This is a genomic window from Mucilaginibacter sp., assembly GCF_965200995.1.
Lineage (GTDB): Bacteria > Bacteroidota > Bacteroidia > Sphingobacteriales > Sphingobacteriaceae > Mucilaginibacter.
The window spans coordinates 36,618-55,384 of the sequence record NZ_OZ241743.1 but is presented as its reverse complement, the minus strand read 5'-3'; the positions used below and the strand labels follow the sequence as shown (position 1 = coordinate 55,384).

Sequence of the window (18,767 nt, the reverse complement as noted above, 5' to 3'; positions counted from 1 at the left end):
ATCTTTGTTTAACAATTAAGTGTTATGCAAAAAATGAACCTGCGCCTGCCGGCCTTTCTGATCTTTATGTTTTCAGCTATTGTATCAACCGGCGCCATGCGTTTTGTAAGCTTCGAAGTGCCTGCACTCAGCAATTTTTCGCCACTGGGCGCACTGGCCTTGTTTGGCGGTGCTTATTTTGCCGATAAATGGAAAGCTGTGCTTACCGTAGTTCTGGTGCTGTTTATCACCAATATATTTATCAATTATTTATATGTGCCTAAGCTGGTTCTTTGGAACAGCGGTGCATGGCCCGTATATATCAGCTTTATCGCAATGGTATTTGTTGGCGGCCTGATTAAAAAAGTAAATGTAACCAGTGTATTACTGGCCTCATTGGGCGCAGTAGCGTTGCACTGGCTCATTACAGATATTGAGCCCTGGCTGAACAGTCCGCTATATGCAAAGGGTTTATTGGGTTATTTTGAATCATTAACTATGGCCATTCCTTTTGAGCGCAACATGCTGCTGGCCGATGCGGCTTTTGGTGCGGTATTGTTCGGCGGTTACGAGTGGATGAGGAGCCGGAACAGGGTTGCCCGCACGCAGCACACCGTAACGGTTTAATCACACTTTATATATTTTTAAAAGCGATGAGCGATCATCGCTTTTTTTGTAGACCTGTATTTTATGAAAAACATAGTGGTATTAACCGGTGCGGGTATCAGCGCCGAAAGCGGTTTGCTGACATTCCGCGATACCGACGGCCTGTGGGAGGGGTACAATATTGAAGACGTAGCCACGCCTGATGCCTGGCAGCGCAACCCCGAACTGGTGCAGGACTTTTATAACATGCGCCGGGGCGATGTACTGGCCGCACAGCCCAATGCTGCCCACCTTGCACTGGCGCGATTGCAGGAGAAGTATACGGTAGATATCATCACCCAAAATATTGACGACCTGCACGAACGGGCCGGTTCTTCACAGGTGCTGCACCTGCATGGCATCATCACCCGCTCGCAAAGCAGCGCCAACCCGGAATTAACTTACCCGCTGGAGGGCAGTGAAATTAAAATGGGCGACTTATGCGAATTAGGCTCACAGTTACGGGCACACGTGGTTTGGTTTGGCGAGCCGGTGCCCATGATGGAGAAAGCCATCGCTATATGTGAGCAGGCCGACCTGTTTATTATTGTAGGTACCTCACTGGCGGTTTACCCGGCAGCCGGCCTGGTGCATTATGTTGGCAGTGAAGTGCCGGTTTACATCGTTGATCCTAACGTGCCTGATGTGGGCCTGCCTGCGCGCTTCGTAAAAATACAGGAGAAAGCAGGAACAGGTGTGCCGCAACTGGTGGATGAACTGTTGAACGCCTGAACCAATGCCCGAAAAAATCAAATGCTTTTTTAGCTGGAGCGGTGGCAAGGACAGTAGTTTGGCACTACATCGCTTACTGCAAAATCCGGCTTACGAGGTATGCTGGCTGGTGACCACGCTGAATAATGAAGCCAACCGTATCTCCATGCACGGCGTGCGCGAACAGTTGTTATTGATGCAGGCTCAAAGTATCGGCATACCGCTCTACCAGATCCGCCTGCCAGAAATGCCGGATATGGCTACTTATGACCGGGCAATGCACCGGCACTACCAGCATTTTAAGCAGCTGGGCATCACACACGCGGTTTATGGCGATATATTTTTGCAGGATTTGAGGGATTACCGGGATGCCCGCCTTGCCGAAGCTGCGCTAACGGGCCTATACCCGTTATGGCAGGAAGATACCCGGCTACTGATAAAGGAATTTATAGAAAGTGGTTTTAAAACCGTGATCACCTGTACGCAGGCCAATCTCGGCCACCTGGCAGGAGAGGAGATTACGCCCAACCTTATAGCGGCGCTGCCGCCCGAAGTGGATGTATGCGGAGAGAACGGCGAGTTTCATACGTTTACCTACGATGGGCCGCTATTCAGTCAGCCCATTCCGGTGGTTAAAGGGGAAAAGGTATTTAAAGCGTATCAGGCGCCTAAGCGCCAAGATGGAGTTCACCATAAGGTTATAGCGCCCCAAACAGCCGGCTTCTGGTATTGCGATTTTATGTATCCGGCATCACTTGAGTAATTCCGGAATCAAACACCGGCTACTGAAAATGTGCGATTTTTTACCGCTAAACAGTACAACTAAAAGCTCTAAAAAGTGTAAACCATCGTTTTTTTTAGTTTGTTGATTATCAATTATTTAAGCGAAGTATTTTCTGAATTGTGTAAACTTTGCCTTTACACTTTTTTAACCATTTATTGAGCTGATCGGGCTGATGCATTACCATACCCTAAGGCAGGTATCAGGCCATACTTAATTTGTTTCAGTACCCCGCAAAATATAGGCGGCCTGTGTTTTTACCTTAATGTCGGCGCAGCCGGTAAGAGGCCGGAAATACATTCAGTATAAGCTGAAGGCGGCCTTATTAACATCAAAAATCTCTTACATATCTATCGTGTCGCAATGTGCTGCCCGGTTAGTAGTTATAGCGGAAGTAACTGTCTTTCCAGTCCTGCCGCATTGCTGTAAAGCGGCTGGCTACCTTACTTAGAAACTCTTCATCCAGCAGTTCAAAAACGCTGTTCACGCCGTCGGTCAGTTCCATTTCGGCCATTTTGTAGGTTTGTTCCAGGCCGCCCTGCTCAATCTTTACAATAAACTTCTGGTTCATGCTCAGTATCGAGATCTTAAATTCCGGATGCGGCAGTTCTGCTATTATTCTCATGGTTGTTCAGTGGTCAGTAAGCCGTTCAATGGATCTTTACCGTTTAAGGCGCCCCAGGCAGCTACAGGTTTAAAGCGGGCAAACAGTTCTTCGCTGTACCAGCCCTCCTTCCGGGTTTTCTTAATTACATCGGCATGGTTACGGCCCCGGTAGGCAAACGCCTTTACATCCTCTTCCGATTGCCATACCGAAAAGGTGGCCTGCCGCAGTACCGGCGCTTCACCGATGCCAACCGAAGTGATAAAGCCACTGGCATTATTCAACGGAGCGGCCGCCTCATCCACGTTTGCCCAGAATGCCCTTGCCCTGCCGGGGCGGATAGTGGCGCGGGTGAGCACAGCTACCGGGCCATCGGCGCTGCTCTGCTTGCCTGTGCCAAAGGGCTGCTGCCCATCCCACAACCCATGGCTTTGCAAAGGCTCGCATAAAATCGTCCAGCGTTCGGCAGCAAACCAGTTCCACCAACGGCTAACGAAGGATTGGCGGTTAAAATGTTCAAACGCTTTCTGATCGTCCCAAACGGCCAGCAGGCCCCATTGCTGCCAGTCGGGCGTAAGGTCAAAGCTGCCTTTGCGGCCGCAGCCCAGCAGTTTCCAGAAGCGGCATTGCCGGTTTAGCCACAGCGGCAGCCGGTGCAGCGCCATTGCCAGAAGCGCAAAGGGCACAAAGGTTTTGCGGTACCGCACCAGGGTTAAACTCATCAGCATTACAAAAGCGAAGTAAAAGATTATTTATGAGATTACCATTATCCGGCATTGCCTCTTGCCGTATACCTTTGCAATCATGGCAGAAGATTTAACCATTTTACAATCGGCGGATAAAACGGCTCAGTACGAAGCATTATTACCGCAGATAGCGGGCTTGCTTAGTGGCGAAACCGACAGTATAGCCAATATGGCAAACGTTTGCGCAGCGTTAAAAGAACAGTTTAACTGGTTATGGGTGGGATTTTACCTGGTAAAGAATGACGAGCTGGTGTTAGGCCCGTTCCAGGGGCCGGTAGCCTGTACCCGCATCGCTAAAGGTAAGGGCGTTTGCGGCAGCGCCTGGCAACAGGCCGAAACGCTGATTGTACCTGATGTGGAGCAGTTTCCGGGGCACATTGCCTGCAGTTCTCAATCCAGATCGGAAATTGTATTACCGCTAATCAAAGATGGGCAGGTTACAGGCGTACTTGATGTAGACAGTACTGAATTAAACCAGTTTGATGAAACAGATGCGAAGTACTTGAGCCAGATAACGGCGTTGCTTCAATTGTAATGGAAAAAGTATATCTCATATCTGGTTTAGGGGCCGACCGGCGTTTATTCAACTACCTTAACCTGCCCGGTTACGAATTAATACCTGTGGACTGGTTGCAGCCGGACAGTGCAGATAGCCTGGGCGTTTATGCCCAAAATTTAATCGATGAATATCAGATAGCCGAGGGGGCCATAGTTGCAGGTGTATCATTAGGTGGTATGCTTACTGTAGAAATCAGCAGCAGGGTTAATTTAAAGTGTGCAATATTGATATCCAGCATCCAGTCAGTAAGGGAATTTCCCTGGTATTACAAAATATTCAGATGTGTACCTGTATACAGGATTATACCGGTGCAACTGCTTCCTGCCCTGCGTACAGTGGTTAACCCTGTATTTGGTTTGCGCAGCAAAGCCGAAACTAATTTGTTTGTTGAGATGATCAGGGACATATCACCGGCATTCTTCAAATGGGCTGTTCATGCGGTACTGCACTGGCAGCCGCCCGTGCCTTTAAAGCCGGTTTATCAGATACATGGTAATAAGGATGTTGTGTTCTCCTCACGCCGTGCTGCAAAATCAACCATTATCGTTGATAAAGGCGGCCATAATATGGTGTTCAACAGGGTGGACGAAGTAAGCGCAGCAATCATAAATATCCTTAAAAATGAAGTTACCTGAAACCTTTTATACCGGTACTGATGTAGTACAGATCGCCCGAAACTTGTTGGGTAAATACCTGTTCACCCGGTTAGATGGCGTAACCACCGGCGGCATTATTGTGGAAACCGAAGCTTATAATGGTGTAACAGATAAAGCCTCCCACGCCTATGGTAACCGCCGCACGGCACGCACAGAAACCATGTATGCACACGGCGGCGTTGCCTATGTTTATTTGTGCTACGGCATACATGAGATGTTTAATGTGGTAACTTCTGCAGCAGGGCAGCCTCATGCCGTGCTGATCAGGGCCATTGAGCCAGCCGAAGGAATAGATACGATGCTGTACCGGCGCAACATGTCGTTGGTACAGCCTAATCTTACAGCCGGGCCGGGCTCGGTAGGTAAGGCCTTAGGCATCAGCCGGAAACTCAATGGCATGAGTTTGCAGAGCGATGTATTATGGATTGAGGAACGGGAGAAGTACTATACGGATGAGGAAATAAAAGCCGGCCCGAGAATAGGCGTAGCTTACGCCGGCGAAGATGCTTTGCTGCCTTACCGGTTCTTTGTAAAGGGCAACATTTACGTAAGTAAACCTAATCGTTAAAAATTCAATCAAAAACGCTTCTTATCAGTTATATAGCTAACAAGCATTTAAAATTATGGATTACGAGAAAGACTTAAAGAGGCTGGAAACCATTGGTTTCATGCGTGATAAAATTGATAGCATCCGTACCGGTATGCTTACTACTTTTACTACCGAAAAAGGTTTCCAAAGCAGGCCGATGGGAACTGCCGAGGTGGATGCTGAAGGTAATATCTGGTTTTTTACCAATGAATATTCGTCTAAGGTGGATGAGATATCGCACGAAAATAAGGTTTCGCTTACCTATGCGGATAAGGAAACCAGTTTTTGGATGAGTATTAAAGGGGTAGCTGGTTTAGTGGATGACCGCGACAGGATGCGCAGCTTATGGAATCCTTTTGTTGAAGCTTATTTTCCGGCTGGCGTGGATGATCCTAAGCTCATTTTATTAAAAGTTGACCCTACCGAGGTGGAATATTGGGAAGGCAGCACCGGCAAGGTGGCTATGGTTTTAAATATGGTAAAATCAGCCATTACCGGCAAGCCCTCTACCGGTACGCACGAGGTGGTAGACCTGTAAAGCAAAAAAGCGGATATCAATATCCGCTTTTTTGTATACTTGACTAATGGAATACCAAAACACACTTCAGTTTGCCCTTCAACTGGACGGGCAGGATGAATTGAAGGGGATTAGAAAAAGGTTTTTAATACCTCAGTTTCAGGGTAAGGACGCTGTTTACCTGTGCGGTAATTCGCTGGGTTTACAACCCGCGCAAACAGGTGCGTATGTTCATGAGCAGCTTGCTGTTTGGCAAAACCTGGCGGTAGAAGGATGGTTTCAGGGCGAACAACCCTGGTTGCAATACCACAGGCAACTGATAAAACCCCTGGCCAGCATAACAGGCGCATTACCTGATGAAGTAACGGTAATGAACTCCTTAACGGTGAACCTGCACCTGCTTATGGTAAGTTTTTACCGGCCTTCGGTAAAACGGTTTAAGATAATTATGGAAGCCGGAGCCTTTCCCTCCGACCAGTATGCAGTGGAGAGCCAGGTTCGGTTCCACGGCTTTAATCCGGAAAACGCCATTATTGAAGTTCGTCCTCGTAAGGGCGCCGTTACGCTACGTACGGAAGATATCATCAGTACTATTCGGCAACACCAGGATGAACTGGCGTTAGTTTTGTTCAGCGGCGTTAATTACTACTCCGGGCAGTTGTTTGATATTGCAGTAATAACGGAGGCAACCCATAAAGCCGGCGCTTATGCCGGGTTTGATTTAGCTCACGCCGCAGGTAATGTAGCCCTGAAACTACATGAGTGGAACGTTGATTTTGCCAGTTGGTGCTCCTATAAGTATATGAACTCCGGCCCTGGCGGTATCAGCGGTATTTTTGTGCATCAAAAGCATTTTAACAATGCTGATTTGCCACGTTTTGCAGGCTGGTGGGGGTATCGCAACGAAGCAAGGTTCAAGATGCAGCCCGGTTTTCAACCAGAAGCGGGCGCTGAAGGCTGGCAGGTGAGTACAAGCCCGATCTTATTGATGGCCGCCCATAAAGCGGCGCTGAGTTTATTTGATGAAGCCGGAGGAATGCCTAAACTAACGGCAAAGAGCCAGATGCTGACCGGCTACTTAAGGTTTTTGCTTGAAGGAATAATGAATGCCGTACCGGGTATATTTGAGATTATTACGCCCAGGAATGAGCAGGAGCACGGCTGCCAGTTATCGTTAATATTCCTGCAACATGGTAAAGCGGTATTCAACTATTTGTCCGCTCATGGCGTGATAGGCGACTGGCGCGAGCCGGATGTGATACGCTTGAGCCCGGTGCCGCTCTACAATACCTGTGAGGACGTGTACCAGGCAGCGGCAGTTTTAAAGCAGGGGATTGAGCAAGCAGTTGCAGTGTAGGTAATGTTAAAGATTGCCTTCGATCCTATCTATGCGCACCCGCTGCCGGAAGGGCACCGTTTCCCGATGCTGAAGTATGAATTGATACCGGCGCAGCTCTTATATGAGGGCATAATTTCCCAAAAAAGTCTTTATTCTCCCAAAAAAGTATCAAAAAAGACAGTTTTATGGACGCACGATGCCACCTATTTTCAGGAATTATGTGATTTAACTTTGCCTGCCAAAGAGCAGCGGCGAATTGGCTTTCCGCTCACTCCCGCATTGGTGGAGCGGGAGTTGCGCATAGCCCAGGGTACCATTGATGGCTGCCACTATGCCATCGAAAACCAGGTGGCGTTTAATGTAGCAGGCGGCACCCATCATGCCGGGACCAACTGGGGCGAGGGCTTCTGTATGCTGAACGACCAGGCAATAGCGGCTAATTACCTGCTGGGGGAACAGTTGGTTAAACAGATACTTATCGTGGATTTGGATGTACACCAGGGCAACGGTACGGCACAGATATTTGAGCACGAGCCGAGGGTATTTACTTTCTCTATGCACGGCGCCAAAAACTTTCCGTTTCGCAAGGAGAAGTCTGATCTGGATATTCCGCTGGAGGACAATACCGGTGGCGAGGCCTACCTGAATTTGTTGTATCAAACCTTGCCCCGATTGATAGATAGCGTGCAGCCCAATTTTATATTTTATCTGGCTGGCGTGGATGTACTGGCAACCGATAAGTTAGGTAAGCTATGCCTCTCCAAAGAAGAATGCGCCACCCGCGACCGCTTTGTATTTGAGCAGTGCAAACAGCATCATATCCCGGTTCAGGTAAGTATGGGCGGCGGCTACTCGCCGCAAATTAAGGATATTGTGGATGCCCACTGCAATACTTTCCGTTTAGCCAATGACATCTATTTCTGATGCCAACTGTTCGGGACGGGTACCGATGAACTGCTTCTTGCCGAAGGTAGTGAACCTGAAGTACAGCAGCAATGCTGCAACCATAAAGCCCAGCGTTAAACCATACCAAACGCCGTTAACTCCCCAATGCAGTTGAATGCCCAGCCAGTAACCCACCGGAAGGCCTACTACCCAGTAGGCCAGGAAAGTAATGATGGTGGGTATATTTACATCGCCCATGCCGCGCAGTACACCTAAGCCCACCACCTGGGCGCCGTCAAACAATTGAAACACAGCGGCAATAACCAGCAAATTAGCCGAAATGGCAATTACCTGCCGGTCACTGGTAATAATCCAGGGCAATAAATGATTCGCCAAGGCAAAAATTAATGCTGTAAAACTCATAAATACCAGCACCATGTGATAACTGGATATGGCCGAGAGCCGGAACAGCTGATATTCGCGCTGCCCGAAATAGTTGCCGCTTTTAATGGCAGCCGCAGCGGCCACGCCGCTGGCCATCATGTAAGTGATACTTGATAAATTGATGGCTACCTGATGGGCGGCCTGGGGTATAACGCCAATTTGCCCGATGATGATAGTGGCACCGCCAAAGGCGCTCACTTCAAAGAAATACTGCAACCCTACGGGCAATCCTAATTTTAAAATTTGTCGGCTTTGGAGCCAGTTTAGGGCCGATACACCAAAACCGGTTAAATAAGATTTGAACCGGGCCGACCTGAACACATACACAGCCATTACCATGGCCATTACGCACCGGTCAATTAATGTACTGTAGCCTACACCTGCTATCCCCATCGGGCGGATGCCAAATAAGCCTTTTACAAATATAACGCCCAGGCAGATATTGAGCACGTTGCCCCAGATGGAAACCATCATGGCCTGTTTGGTAAAGCTTAAGCCCTCGGCAAACTGCTTGAAAGTGTTAAAAATCATCAGCGGCAATAGGGATAAACCTAATAAAAACAAGTAGGGCCGCGCCTGTTGCACTACCGCTGCCGACTGGTGCAAATGACTGATCAGGTACATGGAACCGAAATATACAGCGACAAATAATACTGTACTGGTAACGATATTAATAAGCAGGCTGTTCATCAGCAGCTGGCCGCACTGCCGATGCTCGTGGCGCCCGTTGTGCTGCGCAATAAGCGGTGTAAGCCCGTAAGCCACGCCGATGCCAAGTACCAGCGTGATAATAAAAATACTGTTCACCAGCGCAACCGCAGCCAGTGCCACCGTACCTGCAAAGTGGCCCACCACAATGCCATCCGCAGTTTGTACCAGGGTATGCCCTAATTGCGATACCACCACCGGGAAGGCAAGCTTCAGATTGGTTTTGTAGTGCTGTTTATATTGCTGAAAAAACGCCGTGGCCATAAGGTACAGATTAGGGTTAGGGCAAAGGTAAGCAATGCACCTGTACTAACCGGCCGTATAAAACTCCTCTTTCTCGGTAGTATGCACCCTGATTACGCCTGACAGTACCAGATTAACCATAATACGCTGCGCACGCCTGCGGCTTAAGTTGAGCAGGGTGCAGTACTCCTTAACGGTAATGCGCTCATGCGTTTCCAAATATTCCAGCAGGGCCTTCTCCTTTGAAGAGTATTCAATCAGCACACCCTCTTTCTGGTCCGACCGCTTAAGTACATCTACTACAATTTTGCTGGCCAGCACGCTTTTATCTTTTACACGTATATATACCCACCATTTACCGTCGTCGCCTAAGGCATAATGTGGCTTGGTATCGCTGGGTTCAATTTCTACCACCAGCACAATCTTGTCGTCGTAATAAACCTCTTCAAAAATCGGTTCCAGCGCAGGGCGCGCATAAAAATGTGCGGCCTTGGTAATCATGTACCGCTCCTCGTCCTCAGATTTTACACCTTTAATGGTACCATCGTCCGCTACACCTATCAGCAGCCGCCCGCCTTTGTTATTGGCATAGGAAACCATAGTTTTAGCTATCTTTTCGCAACTGGTGATGGTTTTCTTAAAATCGAGTGAAACACCTTCGCCTTCTGCAATCAGCTTTTTTAAATTCATCTTCTCGTTTCGGGTTGGGTTTGCCGGCAAAGGCTTAAATTAGTTTCTGCTTTCAGGCTGCGGCTGTTCAATTAATCCGGAGTTGAAAAATAACAAAGCTATGCAAAATATGCAACGCTGTTACTTACCCACATTTCCTTTCTGTTTATCCTGGTTATATAAACGTCAGACCAACGCTGATGGTGTGCGGATTTTAATAATGTTTTTTGTGCTATGGCTTCGGTTTCATGCGGATGTTAAACATCAATGCATCAATAACTTTCTTACAGTTTGCTTTCGGGCGAAATAAAATTCAAGTTCCGGATATACACCTCAGTATGTACAATGGCGCATAATTCGCCGGTGCTGTTAAAAAGTTCGGTAATGCAGTTTCTTACCGTCTTGCCCTCGGTACGCAGCAACTGTTGCACAGCCATCATTTCTTCAGAACTAATATTAAACTGAAAACTGAGTGCTGAGCGGCCCGGTTTCAAGTACTGCACCTGTGCCGATTTAATCCATACAATCACTTTATAACCGGCATGTGTTAACCATTGGTGATAGAGTACAGGGTAAAAGGCATCGGTAGCTGCATATATGGTACCGCCGTATATTGTGCCGTTGTAATTGATGTTTAAAAGGCTTTTATAGAGTTTTGCTTTAGCCGAAGTGAAATCTGCCTCAATATGCGTTACCCATACGCTTTGAAAGAACAGCGGCGGGTAAAAGCGCAGTAACCATTTAAGCGTGATGGCCGAAATTTTCACTGTTAACGTATTAAAAAGGTTGTGTATGAACAGCTTATCATTATAAGAATTGAAACTCAATATAAACAATACTTTTTTACCGGTGTTGTAATTACATAATTAACCCAAAGTTCAATTACACATCAAATCACTATGAAAAATAAAATGTTAAGTTTAATGGCAGCAGCAGCTTTTGTGGTTGCGGCAGCTACAGGTTGCAGCTCGGAGCGGGCGGCAAATTCAGGGTCAGACAGTACCAGTGTAACCGACTCATCAAACAGCAGTACTTCCACTACAGATACCACCCGTTCTGCAGCTACTGATACCGCACGGCGCGATACTACACGCAGCAATCCGCCGCTTCACTAAGCATATTTTTGTAGATTATTAATAACTGAGAGCCTGATTGATTAATCGGGCTCTTATTATTTTTGCTCCAGCAGGCAGGTGGTATTGCTTTCAAAGTTATCCTGCTGCATAAAATACAGGTGCAGGTTAAGGCCGCCTAATTGTTTGAGGTTTTTAGCCCGGGTTAATACCTGGCAATCGGGGTGCGCCGCCAAATATGCTTTAAGCTGTTCAAAATCCTCTATCCGCTTTACCGGTTGCCGCAGGTAAAAATTAAAAGCCGGGTTATAAATATGAAAAGCCACCAATGGCTCGTGCAGGCGGTGCATCTGTATACCCCTGGTTACCGGGTTTGAACTGAATATCTTAGGATAAACATACAAATTCAATATCCAGGCCATAGCCATAAAGGTAAGCAGCATAGCACTCAGGGTATGGGTAAACCGTTGTTTGTTAGTTTTGTAATTATAAAGCAGGGTAACTATCATTCCGGCAGGGGCTATTAAGAGTGGCAGCCACAGGTAAGGGAATGCCGAAAAGCTGGTACTTAAGCGGCTGGCAGCAAACACGGCAACCGGCAGGCAGCAACTGAAAGCGAACAGCAGCCATAGGCTGATTTTAAAGGCAAGCTGTTTTTGAAACAGGTGGTTAAAGTAGAATGCCGCTATGATGGCAATGAACGGATAGCAGGGAATGGGGTAGTTGGGTAACTGGGTGTGTGATAAGGTGAAGAATACAATAACCACTGTTGTGATTATTGCTGCATACTGCACCAGCAGATTAGTTGTAAATACCTGCCGGATATACTTGACTACGGAAGTCAGGAAGAAGGTAACCGGCATCATGCCAACAAGTACATAAGCTGCTGACAGCAAAAAGAAGCCGCCATGTTTTTCTTTTACCCGCACAAAACGTTTCAGGTTGTTTTTGATAAAAAAGCCCCGTGTCCATTCGCCGTGCGTTTGTATATGCACTAATATATACCAGGGCAGGCACACCAGCAAAATAATACCGATACCCCAAAAGACCTTATAATGCTTAAAAAGTGAAAAGTTAAACCGGTGCTGAACAATTAAAAACAGGGTAATAACCAAAAAAGGCAATATTACGGCTATCGGCCCTTTGCTGAGCACGCCCAAACCCAATAAAACATAGAATAGCCATAAGTATTTTTGTGCCGGTGGCCCTGAAGTATGATAAATGAAGAAACAATAAAAAGCCGAGGTAAGAATAAGAATGAGATAGGGATCGGGAACCGAAAGCCGCATTTCAAAGGTGAAGTGCCAGGAACTGAGCAGTATCAGGCCGCTTAAAAAGGCAGTGGCTGCATTGGAAAAGCGCAACACAAAAAGATAAGTGAAGATAACCAGCAATAACCCGCACACTGCCGAAAAAAAGCGAGCTGTGTAAGGCGATATTCCGCCTGTGCGGTAGGCCAGCGCCATGGCAAAGTAATGCAGCGGGGGCTTGTCTGTACGTATCTGCTCATTAAAGGTAGGCACTATCCAGTTATTATGCTGCAACATCTCGCGCGCACACTGTGCATTTTTAGCTTCATCCAGTATGTAAACAGGTGCTTTGCCTAAATTTACAAAATAACTGATGAGGCATAAGGCAATAAGTACGAGCAGGCGTTGATCAGAAACAAATCTGATAGCGGGCAAGGGCATAGATGGTGTTGAAATTTATGCGATGGTAACAGGCAGTACTTCGGCAAGTTTGTTGCCGGTATATACTTTACGCACCTGATAGGTTTTTTTGTTCTGCGATTCGAAATAGGTGCGCACGTTTACCTCGGCCAAAATACCGAGCGTAATTAATTGTATGCCGCCCAACACCAGGATCAAACCCAAGATAAGCAAAGGCTTGCCGCCAATATCATGGCCCATCAGCTTGAGCACCAACAGGTACATATTAATAAGGACACCAAAAAACAGCGACACAAAACCCATACTGCCAAACAGGTGCATTGGTTTTTGAATATATTTACGCAAAAACACCATCAGCATCAGGTCGCTGATCACTTTAAAAGTACGGTTAATGCCGTATTTGGATTGGCCATGTATGCGGGCATGATGCGTTACATCAACCTGTGTAATACGTGCGCCCTGTAGTTTGGCCAGCACAGGTATAAAGCGGTGTAGCTCTCCATACAAACCCAAGTTCTCGGCAATTTCGCGGCGGAATATTTTGAGGGTACAGCCATAATCCTTTATGTATACGCCGGTCATGCGGCGGATGATGGCATTGGCTATCTTGCTCGGTATTTTTCTCAGAAACATACCATCCTGGCGGTTGGCCCGGTTACCGGCCACTACATCCCAGTCTTCTTCCTTTAGCTTGTTCAGCATGAACGGAATATCCTTTGGGTCATTTTGCAGGTCGCCGTCCAGCAGCGCCACATACTCGCCCGTGGTATAATCAATACCGGCCGTCATGGCGGTACTCTGGCCGTAGTTTTTCCGCAGTTCTACCAGCTTGATGCGGTCATCCGCCTGTGCGATGATTTCCTTCTGCGTACCATCCTCCGAACCGTCATCCACAAAAACCACTTCGTAATCCAGCTCTGCCAATGCCGACCTGATCTCAGCAATTAAAGGCTTTATATTATCCTTTTCGTTAAGTACCGTAATTACCAGTGAAAGTTCGGGCATATGCTTGAGGTAAGTAAAAACGCACAAATATAGCAAATTGCGCCTGATGAATTAAATGGCACTTCGGTGCTCCTGTAAACGGCAGGTAACCAACCTTTCCGTTTCTCTGAAAAAGTAATCAGTTTTTCATTTCTGCCTTTCGCATCGGCATGGCATCTATTAGCCCATAAAGTTTTTTGAGTGTTACCGGCTGATGGGATCTGAGTTTTTCACCTCCGTCTTTACCCAACAAGATCAGCGTAAAACTTTCTTTTAAGCCTTTACTTACAAGTGCTTTTGGCGATTGCGATTTGAGCAGTACTTTAACCTGCAAATCACGCTCTGTTAGTCCCGCCTTGTCGGCTGCTAACCATTGCTGCTGTTGCAGTAACTGCGGGTTAGAAGCGTTATCAGCGTACAGGTACAGCAGCCGCTTGTTTCCGGTTTGGGCGTTGCTTAACAGCAGGCCGCCCATCAGCATTAATAATTTAACCATGAAGCATTAACACGCACGTTAGTTAAAATGTTGCCGCGTTACTGTAAAGACTCAAAACCATAACGTGCCACATTCCAAAATTCATCCAGCGCAATAATGCGCGGCTTAAAAAAGCTGATCAGCCGGCTCCAGTCTTCGCGGTTATAAACACTTGCATTTTGTATTGATTTTACAATCCGGCAGATGCTCTTGCCTTCATGGGGCACATGCAGCAGCCACTGCCACTCTTCCTGAAGCGTGTCTGTAAAAACTATTTTCAGTTCTTTGAACTGCTCAAAGTACACCTCCTGCAGCCCGGCATCGGGGTGCGTAATTTCAACGGCAATTTCGGCGCGGCTATTTTCCGTAATCATACGGAACTGAACATACTTGATGCCGGTCTTATAATTTATCCAGTTTACTTTCGCCCCCTCTGCTGAAGGGATGGGCGCCATATACTGGCCGAAGGCTGTCCAGAAAGATTGCTTTAATGCAGATGCCTGTTCCTTAGAATACATGAAGCAAAAATACAAGTATGCCGTTATATCCTTACCGGTTTGTTATTTGTACCGGTGCATCCAACAAAATTTATGAGCTTCTTTAAACGTTTATATCAATTCTCTGGCATCCTGTTTATACTGGCAGGCACAGTGCACAAGGCTGCCGCCATTGCTTCAGGTTTTGGTCTTAAGGCTAACCGGGATACCACATCTGCTGATTCTGCAGGTTTATTTCTGCCAGGCCAGGCTCAGCTTATACTTGTTTCAGACCAATTTAGCTTTACCGAGGGGCCATCAGTTGACAAGCAAGGCAATATTTATTTTACTGATCAGCCCAATAATAAGATATGGAAGTATGATACACAAGGAAAAATCTCATTGTTTAAAGACAATGCAGGCCGCCCTAACGGAACTTACGTTGATAACAATGGCAATTTGATTGTATGCGCCGATGAACACAACCAGCTTTGGCAAATTGACAGGAAAGGCAAGACGAAGGTACTTGTAAACAACCTGCATGGTAAACGGCTGAACGGACCCAATGATTTATGGGTAAGCCAGCATGGCGACATTTACTTTACAGACCCTTACTACCAGCGCGATTACTGGGCGCGGACGAAAAGCGAACTGGACGGGCAAAAGGTTTACCTGCTGCTTAAAGGAAGCACAATACCGCAAATCATAGCGGCAGACCTGCAAAAACCTAATGGCATTGCAGGGACCCCGGACGGTAAAACCCTTTTTGTTGCCGATATACAAGCCAACAAGATTTATAAATATACCATAACCAGCGCCGGAACCTTAAAGGAAAAACAGGAATTTTATAACCAGGGTGCTGACGGAATTACGCTGGATGAACAGGGCAACCTGTACCTCGCGGGTAACGGGGTAACCATTGTTAACCCACGAGGCCAAAAGATTGCCCACATCAATGTTCCGCAGCCTTGGACGGCTAACCTGTGCTTTGGCGGGACGAAAAAGAACATACTGTTTATCACTGCTTCAAAAGCTGTCTACATACTGCCGATGAAGGTTAAAGGAGTGGAGTAGTTGCCGCCGCTAAAACAACTATACGTATTAAGCGTATATGTACCATTAATTACATGAACTAATTATATACGATGCTCATTGCCTTGATTATTGCCGTTATTTCAATTGGCCTGTTGTCTTACTTCATATTGAAAGGTACAAAGAAAAACTTACCCGTTGTTGCACCCGCAGATTATGCTGTATTATTAAACACGCATATTCCTTTTTATTCAAAACTCAGCAATGTGCTGCAGCAGCGTTTTGTAGCAAAAGCTGATGCCTTTTTGCAGCGGGTACAAATTGAAGGTATCGGATTTCAGGTGGAGGATAGCGACCGCATTATGGTGGCGGCCAGCGCGGTTATCCCGATTTTAAACTTTGACGATTGGAGCTATCCCAATCTCACCAATGTGATATTATACCCCGATACCTTTAATAATGATTTTCAGTATGAAGGCGAAAACCGTAACATGGTGGGGCTGGTAGGCAACGGTTTCATGAACGGGCAAATGCTGCTCTCACGTTCGGCGCTGATCAAAGGATTTTCAAATAATGCAGGTAAGGAAAACGTAGGCATACATGAATTTATGCACTTGATTGATGGTACGGATGGTGCAACTGACGGTACGCCTGAAAACCTGATGACCCATGAGGCTACTGTTCTCTGGCTTAAAATGATGCACCAGGAAATGCACCGCATTGAAGCCGGCCATTCGGATATCAACCCTTATGCACTTACCAGCGAGGCAGAATTTTTAGCGGTGGCTTCAGAATATTTTTTTGAAAAGCCCGATCAGCTGAGCAGCAAGCATCCGCAATTGTATGAGGCGCTTTCAAAAGTGTTTAACCAGCACCCTGCTGCTAATGATACAGCGAGTTCCGCAACAGACCGTATTGATGAAGAGGTTAAGCCGGAGTGAGCCGGGCCAGGTACTGATCATACGGATCTTGGTATATCATCTGTATGTTCCATTCTTGCGCTGCTGCGATGTCTGCCAGTAACGGGTAGTCGATATACAACCAGCTGAACCACGAAGTTTTTTGTGATTTGTAGCTGTACTGGTAATCTATTTCGCCGTAATAATGGTCTGATGGGCGGGGCTTATGCTCGTACAAGTAGGCAACGTCCGAAGAATCCAGCAGCACTTGTCCGCCAGGATTAAGCAGGGGTTTGATGTGATTCAAAAACGCTTTCAGCCCGTCGATTGACCCTGCTAAACCAATGCCGTTCATCAGCAGCAAAAGCGTATCATAGCCGGTTTGCCGGTAAGTAGATATATCGTCGCATATAGCGTTTAGTACGCCGCGGGCTTTCATTACCTGTACAGATAAAGGCGAAATATCCAGTGCATCAATCCTGATTCCTCTTTTTTGCAATAGTAAACTATGACTGCCCGCCCCGGCGCCAATATCAAGCACCTTACCATAGCAATGCTGTAAGGCTATCAGTTCCAGTTCGGGCATATCTTCCTCGCCCCTAAAATATGTAGCAACCGGCATCTGCTCCTTTGGGCCATACCGGTTATATATCCATAATTTGGCAGGCGAACGCTGCTCATAATAATCAGCAATGGCCCGGCCGGTTACATCGGTAAACATTGGCCGGCAAAATAATGGTTTTCATTCAAAGCAGTTAAAGGTTTTATTAATTGCTTTTAATCAGTACCCGCTTTATAAGGCGGTAAAAGTGCGATGAGGCAGTAACCGCCGGATTATTGCTTCATCTTATTATGCTTCTAATTTTAACGGTTGATGCAAAAAATAAATTTATATTTGTTAACCTCAGCATTCAGACAAGAAATTAACTCTGTTAAGTGAAATTGCAAACCATTAAACAGCCTGTAGCCGCCGGCAACAAATTGTCAGTTACCAGGGAATTGTATAACCGCTACAGCGGTATGCTGCTTGGTTACCTTACCGATATTGTGAAGGAACAGCAGATGGCTGAAGCGTTCCTCATAGAAATTTTTAACGAACTGCCGCAATATGTTGAGCAGCTGCTTACTTCGGAAAAAAGTACCTGGCTACAGCTGCAGGCGATAGCCAAAAGCAAGCTGGCTCCGTTTATGGCTACACAGCACAATTGCCGCCAACTGGAGGATGATATGCACCGCAAATGGACAACCGGCGGCAGCAACATGGCTTATCTTACCCCTGCGCAGCGAAGTGTGTTTTGCGGTGTTTATTACCATCAAAAATCAATAACAACGCTGGCCGCAGAATTAAACCAACCCGAAGATGTAATTAAAAGCACGCTTAAGGCGGCTTTCAATACAATAAAAAATGGCAGATAGCATTCAGCATTATATATCAAGCGGAGTACTGGAAGCGTATGTGATGGGTTCATTATCAGCGCTTGAGGAACAGGAAGTGGTAGCGATGAAGCAACGCTTTCCTGCCGTTAACCAGGCGCTTGCCCGGATAGAGGATGACATAGAGGCGATGGCGATGGGTATGGCAATTATACCGCCTCCGGTTTTATGGAACCGTGTGGAAGAAAGCATTAATGAGCTGGTGCAAACGCAAGAGGCTGAGATTGTTCCTTTTCGCAGGGCAGGAGAGCGGGCCACAGATGGCAGGCAGGGTAACGATCCTCATTTTATAGAGGTAGAGGCACAATCTGAATATATAAAGGTGCACCGGTTATGGCGCTGGGCCTTTGCCGCGGTGTTTGTATTGGGCAAGATATTTCTGGCCACTGCTATTTATTTTTATATCGAGAACCGGCACAACCAGCAGCAGGTGCAGGAGTTAAAAGCACAGGTGCAGCAACTGCAGCACGTAGCTAAATAATTTATCAGGTTATATCTTTTAAAGGCATCTCAACTATCGGGATGCCTTTTTTACTTATGGCTATTTCTATATAAAGTGGCCATAAGTAAAGCAACTAAGCGGTAGTTTTGTCTCTGGATAGCATAAGGCAAAGGATGCAGGTACCTTAATAGTGTTGATAACTTAACG

Annotated in this window: 24 protein-coding genes; 13 read left to right on the top strand and 11 right to left on the bottom strand. The window is 46.7% G+C overall.

Translation table 11 applies throughout. The features are described from left to right. Positions 1-24 precede the first annotated feature (24 nt). The 3 genes from ACY652_RS00295 to ACY652_RS00285 all read left to right on the top strand — a co-directional run bounded on the left by ACY652_RS00295 (position 25) and on the right by ACY652_RS00285 (position 2,098). Entirely contained in the window at positions 25-606 is a 582-nt protein-coding gene (locus ACY652_RS00295; protein WP_462265925.1) for a DUF6580 family putative transport protein, read from the top strand. A gap of 63 nt (positions 607-669) precedes the next feature. Then, positions 670-1,356, top strand: coding sequence for an SIR2 family NAD-dependent protein deacylase (locus ACY652_RS00290; RefSeq protein ID WP_462265924.1), 687 nt, complete (start codon positions 670-672; stop codon positions 1,354-1,356). Positions 1,357-1,360: 4 nt separating this feature from the next. Further along, complete coding sequence (locus ACY652_RS00285; protein ID WP_462265923.1) at positions 1,361-2,098, top strand: Dph6-related ATP pyrophosphatase; 738 nt, start codon at positions 1,361-1,363, stop codon at positions 2,096-2,098. A 394-nt stretch (positions 2,099-2,492) separates the two neighbouring features. On the opposite strand, the gene ACY652_RS00280 is transcribed toward ACY652_RS00285, so the two are convergent. After that, positions 2,493-2,741, bottom strand: coding sequence for a hypothetical protein (locus ACY652_RS00280; protein WP_462265922.1), 249 nt, complete (start codon positions 2,739-2,741; stop codon positions 2,493-2,495). Next, a complete protein-coding gene (locus ACY652_RS00275; protein WP_462265921.1) occupies positions 2,738-3,442 on the bottom strand; it encodes a DUF3291 domain-containing protein in 705 nt (234 codons plus the stop codon). The genes ACY652_RS00280 and ACY652_RS00275 overlap by 4 nt, the downstream gene beginning before the upstream one ends. Before the next feature lie 82 nt (positions 3,443-3,524). Here ACY652_RS00275 and ACY652_RS00270 point away from each other — a divergent pair, with 82 nt between their 5' ends. Genes ACY652_RS00270 through ACY652_RS00245 form a run of 6 tightly spaced genes read left to right on the top strand, consistent with a single transcriptional unit; the run spans position 3,525 to position 8,050 of the window. Further along, positions 3,525-4,001 carry a GAF domain-containing protein gene (locus tag ACY652_RS00270; protein ID WP_462265920.1) on the top strand — a complete coding sequence of 159 codons (477 nt, stop codon included), beginning with the start codon at positions 3,525-3,527 and terminating at the stop codon, positions 3,999-4,001. Next, positions 4,001-4,660, top strand: coding sequence for an alpha/beta hydrolase (locus ACY652_RS00265; protein ID WP_462265919.1), 660 nt, complete (start codon positions 4,001-4,003; stop codon positions 4,658-4,660). The genes ACY652_RS00270 and ACY652_RS00265 overlap by 1 nt, the downstream gene beginning before the upstream one ends. Further along, entirely contained in the window at positions 4,647-5,249 is a 603-nt protein-coding gene (locus tag ACY652_RS00260) for a DNA-3-methyladenine glycosylase (RefSeq protein WP_462265918.1), read from the top strand. Before ACY652_RS00265 ends, ACY652_RS00260 begins: the two co-directional genes overlap by 14 nt. Before the next feature lie 55 nt (positions 5,250-5,304). Next, positions 5,305-5,808 carry a pyridoxamine 5'-phosphate oxidase family protein gene (locus tag ACY652_RS00255; RefSeq protein WP_462265917.1) on the top strand — a complete coding sequence of 168 codons (504 nt, stop codon included), beginning with the start codon at positions 5,305-5,307 and terminating at the stop codon, positions 5,806-5,808. Positions 5,809-5,854: 46 nt separating this feature from the next. Further along, positions 5,855-7,144 carry a kynureninase gene (gene kynU / locus ACY652_RS00250; protein WP_462265916.1) on the top strand — a complete coding sequence of 430 codons (1,290 nt, stop codon included), beginning with the start codon at positions 5,855-5,857 and terminating at the stop codon, positions 7,142-7,144. Between the two features lie 3 nt (positions 7,145-7,147). Then, a complete protein-coding gene (locus ACY652_RS00245; protein ID WP_462265915.1) occupies positions 7,148-8,050 on the top strand; it encodes a histone deacetylase family protein in 903 nt (300 codons plus the stop codon). Here ACY652_RS00245 and ACY652_RS00240 read toward each other — a convergent pair. From ACY652_RS00240 to ACY652_RS00205, 8 genes are all read right to left on the bottom strand, one after another. After that, on the bottom strand, positions 8,027-9,427 hold the full coding sequence (locus ACY652_RS00240) for an MATE family efflux transporter (protein ID WP_462265914.1): 1,401 nt from the start codon (positions 9,425-9,427) through the stop codon (positions 8,027-8,029). The genes ACY652_RS00245 and ACY652_RS00240 overlap by 24 nt on opposite strands. 45 nt (positions 9,428-9,472) lie before the next feature. Then, positions 9,473-10,096 carry an AlbA family DNA-binding domain-containing protein gene (locus tag ACY652_RS00235; protein WP_462265913.1) on the bottom strand — a complete coding sequence of 208 codons (624 nt, stop codon included), beginning with the start codon at positions 10,094-10,096 and terminating at the stop codon, positions 9,473-9,475. Between the two features lie 263 nt (positions 10,097-10,359). Then, positions 10,360-10,842, bottom strand: a complete 483-nt coding sequence (locus ACY652_RS00230) for a PaaI family thioesterase (protein ID WP_462265912.1) — start codon at positions 10,840-10,842, stop codon at positions 10,360-10,362. Positions 10,843-10,964: 122 nt separating this feature from the next. Beyond that, positions 10,965-11,174, bottom strand: coding sequence for a hypothetical protein (locus ACY652_RS00225; protein WP_462265911.1), 210 nt, complete (start codon positions 11,172-11,174; stop codon positions 10,965-10,967). Between the two features lie 72 nt (positions 11,175-11,246). Continuing rightward, a complete protein-coding gene (locus ACY652_RS00220; RefSeq protein WP_462265910.1) occupies positions 11,247-12,833 on the bottom strand; it encodes an ArnT family glycosyltransferase in 1,587 nt (528 codons plus the stop codon). Positions 12,834-12,854: 21 nt separating this feature from the next. After that, positions 12,855-13,823, bottom strand: coding sequence for a glycosyltransferase family 2 protein (locus ACY652_RS00215; RefSeq protein WP_462265909.1), 969 nt, complete (start codon positions 13,821-13,823; stop codon positions 12,855-12,857). A gap of 118 nt (positions 13,824-13,941) precedes the next feature. Next, a complete protein-coding gene (locus ACY652_RS00210) occupies positions 13,942-14,298 on the bottom strand; it encodes a DUF4174 domain-containing protein (RefSeq protein WP_462265908.1) in 357 nt (118 codons plus the stop codon). 38 nt (positions 14,299-14,336) lie between these two features. Next, on the bottom strand, positions 14,337-14,795 hold the full coding sequence (locus ACY652_RS00205) for a DUF4268 domain-containing protein (RefSeq protein ID WP_462265907.1): 459 nt from the start codon (positions 14,793-14,795) through the stop codon (positions 14,337-14,339). 72 nt (positions 14,796-14,867) lie between these two features. Between ACY652_RS00205 and ACY652_RS00200 the strand changes: the two genes are divergently transcribed. Both ACY652_RS00200 and ACY652_RS00195 read left to right on the top strand, forming a co-directional pair. Further along, complete coding sequence (locus ACY652_RS00200; RefSeq protein ID WP_462265906.1) at positions 14,868-15,827, top strand: SMP-30/gluconolactonase/LRE family protein; 960 nt, start codon at positions 14,868-14,870, stop codon at positions 15,825-15,827. 71 nt (positions 15,828-15,898) lie between these two features. Then, positions 15,899-16,726: a M90 family metallopeptidase gene (locus ACY652_RS00195; protein ID WP_462265905.1), complete on the top strand. Its 828-nt coding sequence runs from the start codon at positions 15,899-15,901 to the stop codon at positions 16,724-16,726. Here the strand turns inward: ACY652_RS00195 and ACY652_RS00190 are convergent. Continuing rightward, positions 16,713-17,405, bottom strand: a complete 693-nt coding sequence (locus ACY652_RS00190) for a class I SAM-dependent methyltransferase (protein WP_462265904.1) — start codon at positions 17,403-17,405, stop codon at positions 16,713-16,715. The genes ACY652_RS00195 and ACY652_RS00190 overlap by 14 nt on opposite strands. Positions 17,406-17,620: 215 nt before the next feature. Here ACY652_RS00190 and ACY652_RS00185 point away from each other — a divergent pair, with 215 nt between their 5' ends. Both ACY652_RS00185 and ACY652_RS00180 read left to right on the top strand, forming a co-directional pair. Next, positions 17,621-18,100, top strand: a complete 480-nt coding sequence (locus ACY652_RS00185; RefSeq protein ID WP_462265903.1) for a hypothetical protein — start codon at positions 17,621-17,623, stop codon at positions 18,098-18,100. Beyond that, a complete protein-coding gene (locus ACY652_RS00180) occupies positions 18,090-18,599 on the top strand; it encodes a hypothetical protein (protein ID WP_462265902.1) in 510 nt (169 codons plus the stop codon). The genes ACY652_RS00185 and ACY652_RS00180 overlap by 11 nt, the downstream gene beginning before the upstream one ends. The last annotated feature ends 168 nt before the right edge of the window (positions 18,600-18,767 follow it).

What these genes read in the sequence shown, in the direction of transcription:
- ACY652_RS00200 (WP_462265906.1), top strand. Translation starts at nt 14,868, where the DNA reads ATGAGCTTCTTTAAACGTTTATATCAATTCTCTGGCATCCTGTTTATA.
- ACY652_RS00240 (WP_462265914.1), bottom strand. Translation starts at nt 9,427, where the DNA reads ATGGCCACGGCGTTTTTTCAGCAATATAAACAGCACTACAAAACCAAT.
- kynU (WP_462265916.1), top strand. Translation starts at nt 5,855, where the DNA reads ATGGAATACCAAAACACACTTCAGTTTGCCCTTCAACTGGACGGGCAG.
- ACY652_RS00235 (WP_462265913.1), bottom strand. Translation starts at nt 10,096, where the DNA reads ATGAATTTAAAAAAGCTGATTGCAGAAGGCGAAGGTGTTTCACTCGAT.
- ACY652_RS00215 (WP_462265909.1), bottom strand. Translation starts at nt 13,823, where the DNA reads ATGCCCGAACTTTCACTGGTAATTACGGTACTTAACGAAAAGGATAAT.
- ACY652_RS00255 (WP_462265917.1), top strand. Translation starts at nt 5,305, where the DNA reads ATGGATTACGAGAAAGACTTAAAGAGGCTGGAAACCATTGGTTTCATG.
- ACY652_RS00190 (WP_462265904.1), bottom strand. Translation starts at nt 17,405, where the DNA reads ATGTTTACCGATGTAACCGGCCGGGCCATTGCTGATTATTATGAGCAG.
- ACY652_RS00195 (WP_462265905.1), top strand. Translation starts at nt 15,899, where the DNA reads ATGCTCATTGCCTTGATTATTGCCGTTATTTCAATTGGCCTGTTGTCT.
- ACY652_RS00180 (WP_462265902.1), top strand. Translation starts at nt 18,090, where the DNA reads ATGGCAGATAGCATTCAGCATTATATATCAAGCGGAGTACTGGAAGCG.
- ACY652_RS00245 (WP_462265915.1), top strand. Translation starts at nt 7,148, where the DNA reads ATGTTAAAGATTGCCTTCGATCCTATCTATGCGCACCCGCTGCCGGAA.
- ACY652_RS00270 (WP_462265920.1), top strand. Translation starts at nt 3,525, where the DNA reads ATGGCAGAAGATTTAACCATTTTACAATCGGCGGATAAAACGGCTCAG.
- ACY652_RS00265 (WP_462265919.1), top strand. Translation starts at nt 4,001, where the DNA reads ATGGAAAAAGTATATCTCATATCTGGTTTAGGGGCCGACCGGCGTTTA.
- ACY652_RS00285 (WP_462265923.1), top strand. Translation starts at nt 1,361, where the DNA reads ATGCCCGAAAAAATCAAATGCTTTTTTAGCTGGAGCGGTGGCAAGGAC.
- ACY652_RS00280 (WP_462265922.1), bottom strand. Translation starts at nt 2,741, where the DNA reads ATGAGAATAATAGCAGAACTGCCGCATCCGGAATTTAAGATCTCGATA.
- ACY652_RS00210 (WP_462265908.1), bottom strand. Translation starts at nt 14,298, where the DNA reads ATGGTTAAATTATTAATGCTGATGGGCGGCCTGCTGTTAAGCAACGCC.
- ACY652_RS00290 (WP_462265924.1), top strand. Translation starts at nt 670, where the DNA reads ATGAAAAACATAGTGGTATTAACCGGTGCGGGTATCAGCGCCGAAAGC.
- ACY652_RS00295 (WP_462265925.1), top strand. Translation starts at nt 25, where the DNA reads ATGCAAAAAATGAACCTGCGCCTGCCGGCCTTTCTGATCTTTATGTTT.
- ACY652_RS00275 (WP_462265921.1), bottom strand. Translation starts at nt 3,442, where the DNA reads ATGAGTTTAACCCTGGTGCGGTACCGCAAAACCTTTGTGCCCTTTGCG.
- ACY652_RS00205 (WP_462265907.1), bottom strand. Translation starts at nt 14,795, where the DNA reads ATGTATTCTAAGGAACAGGCATCTGCATTAAAGCAATCTTTCTGGACA.
- ACY652_RS00260 (WP_462265918.1), top strand. Translation starts at nt 4,647, where the DNA reads ATGAAGTTACCTGAAACCTTTTATACCGGTACTGATGTAGTACAGATC.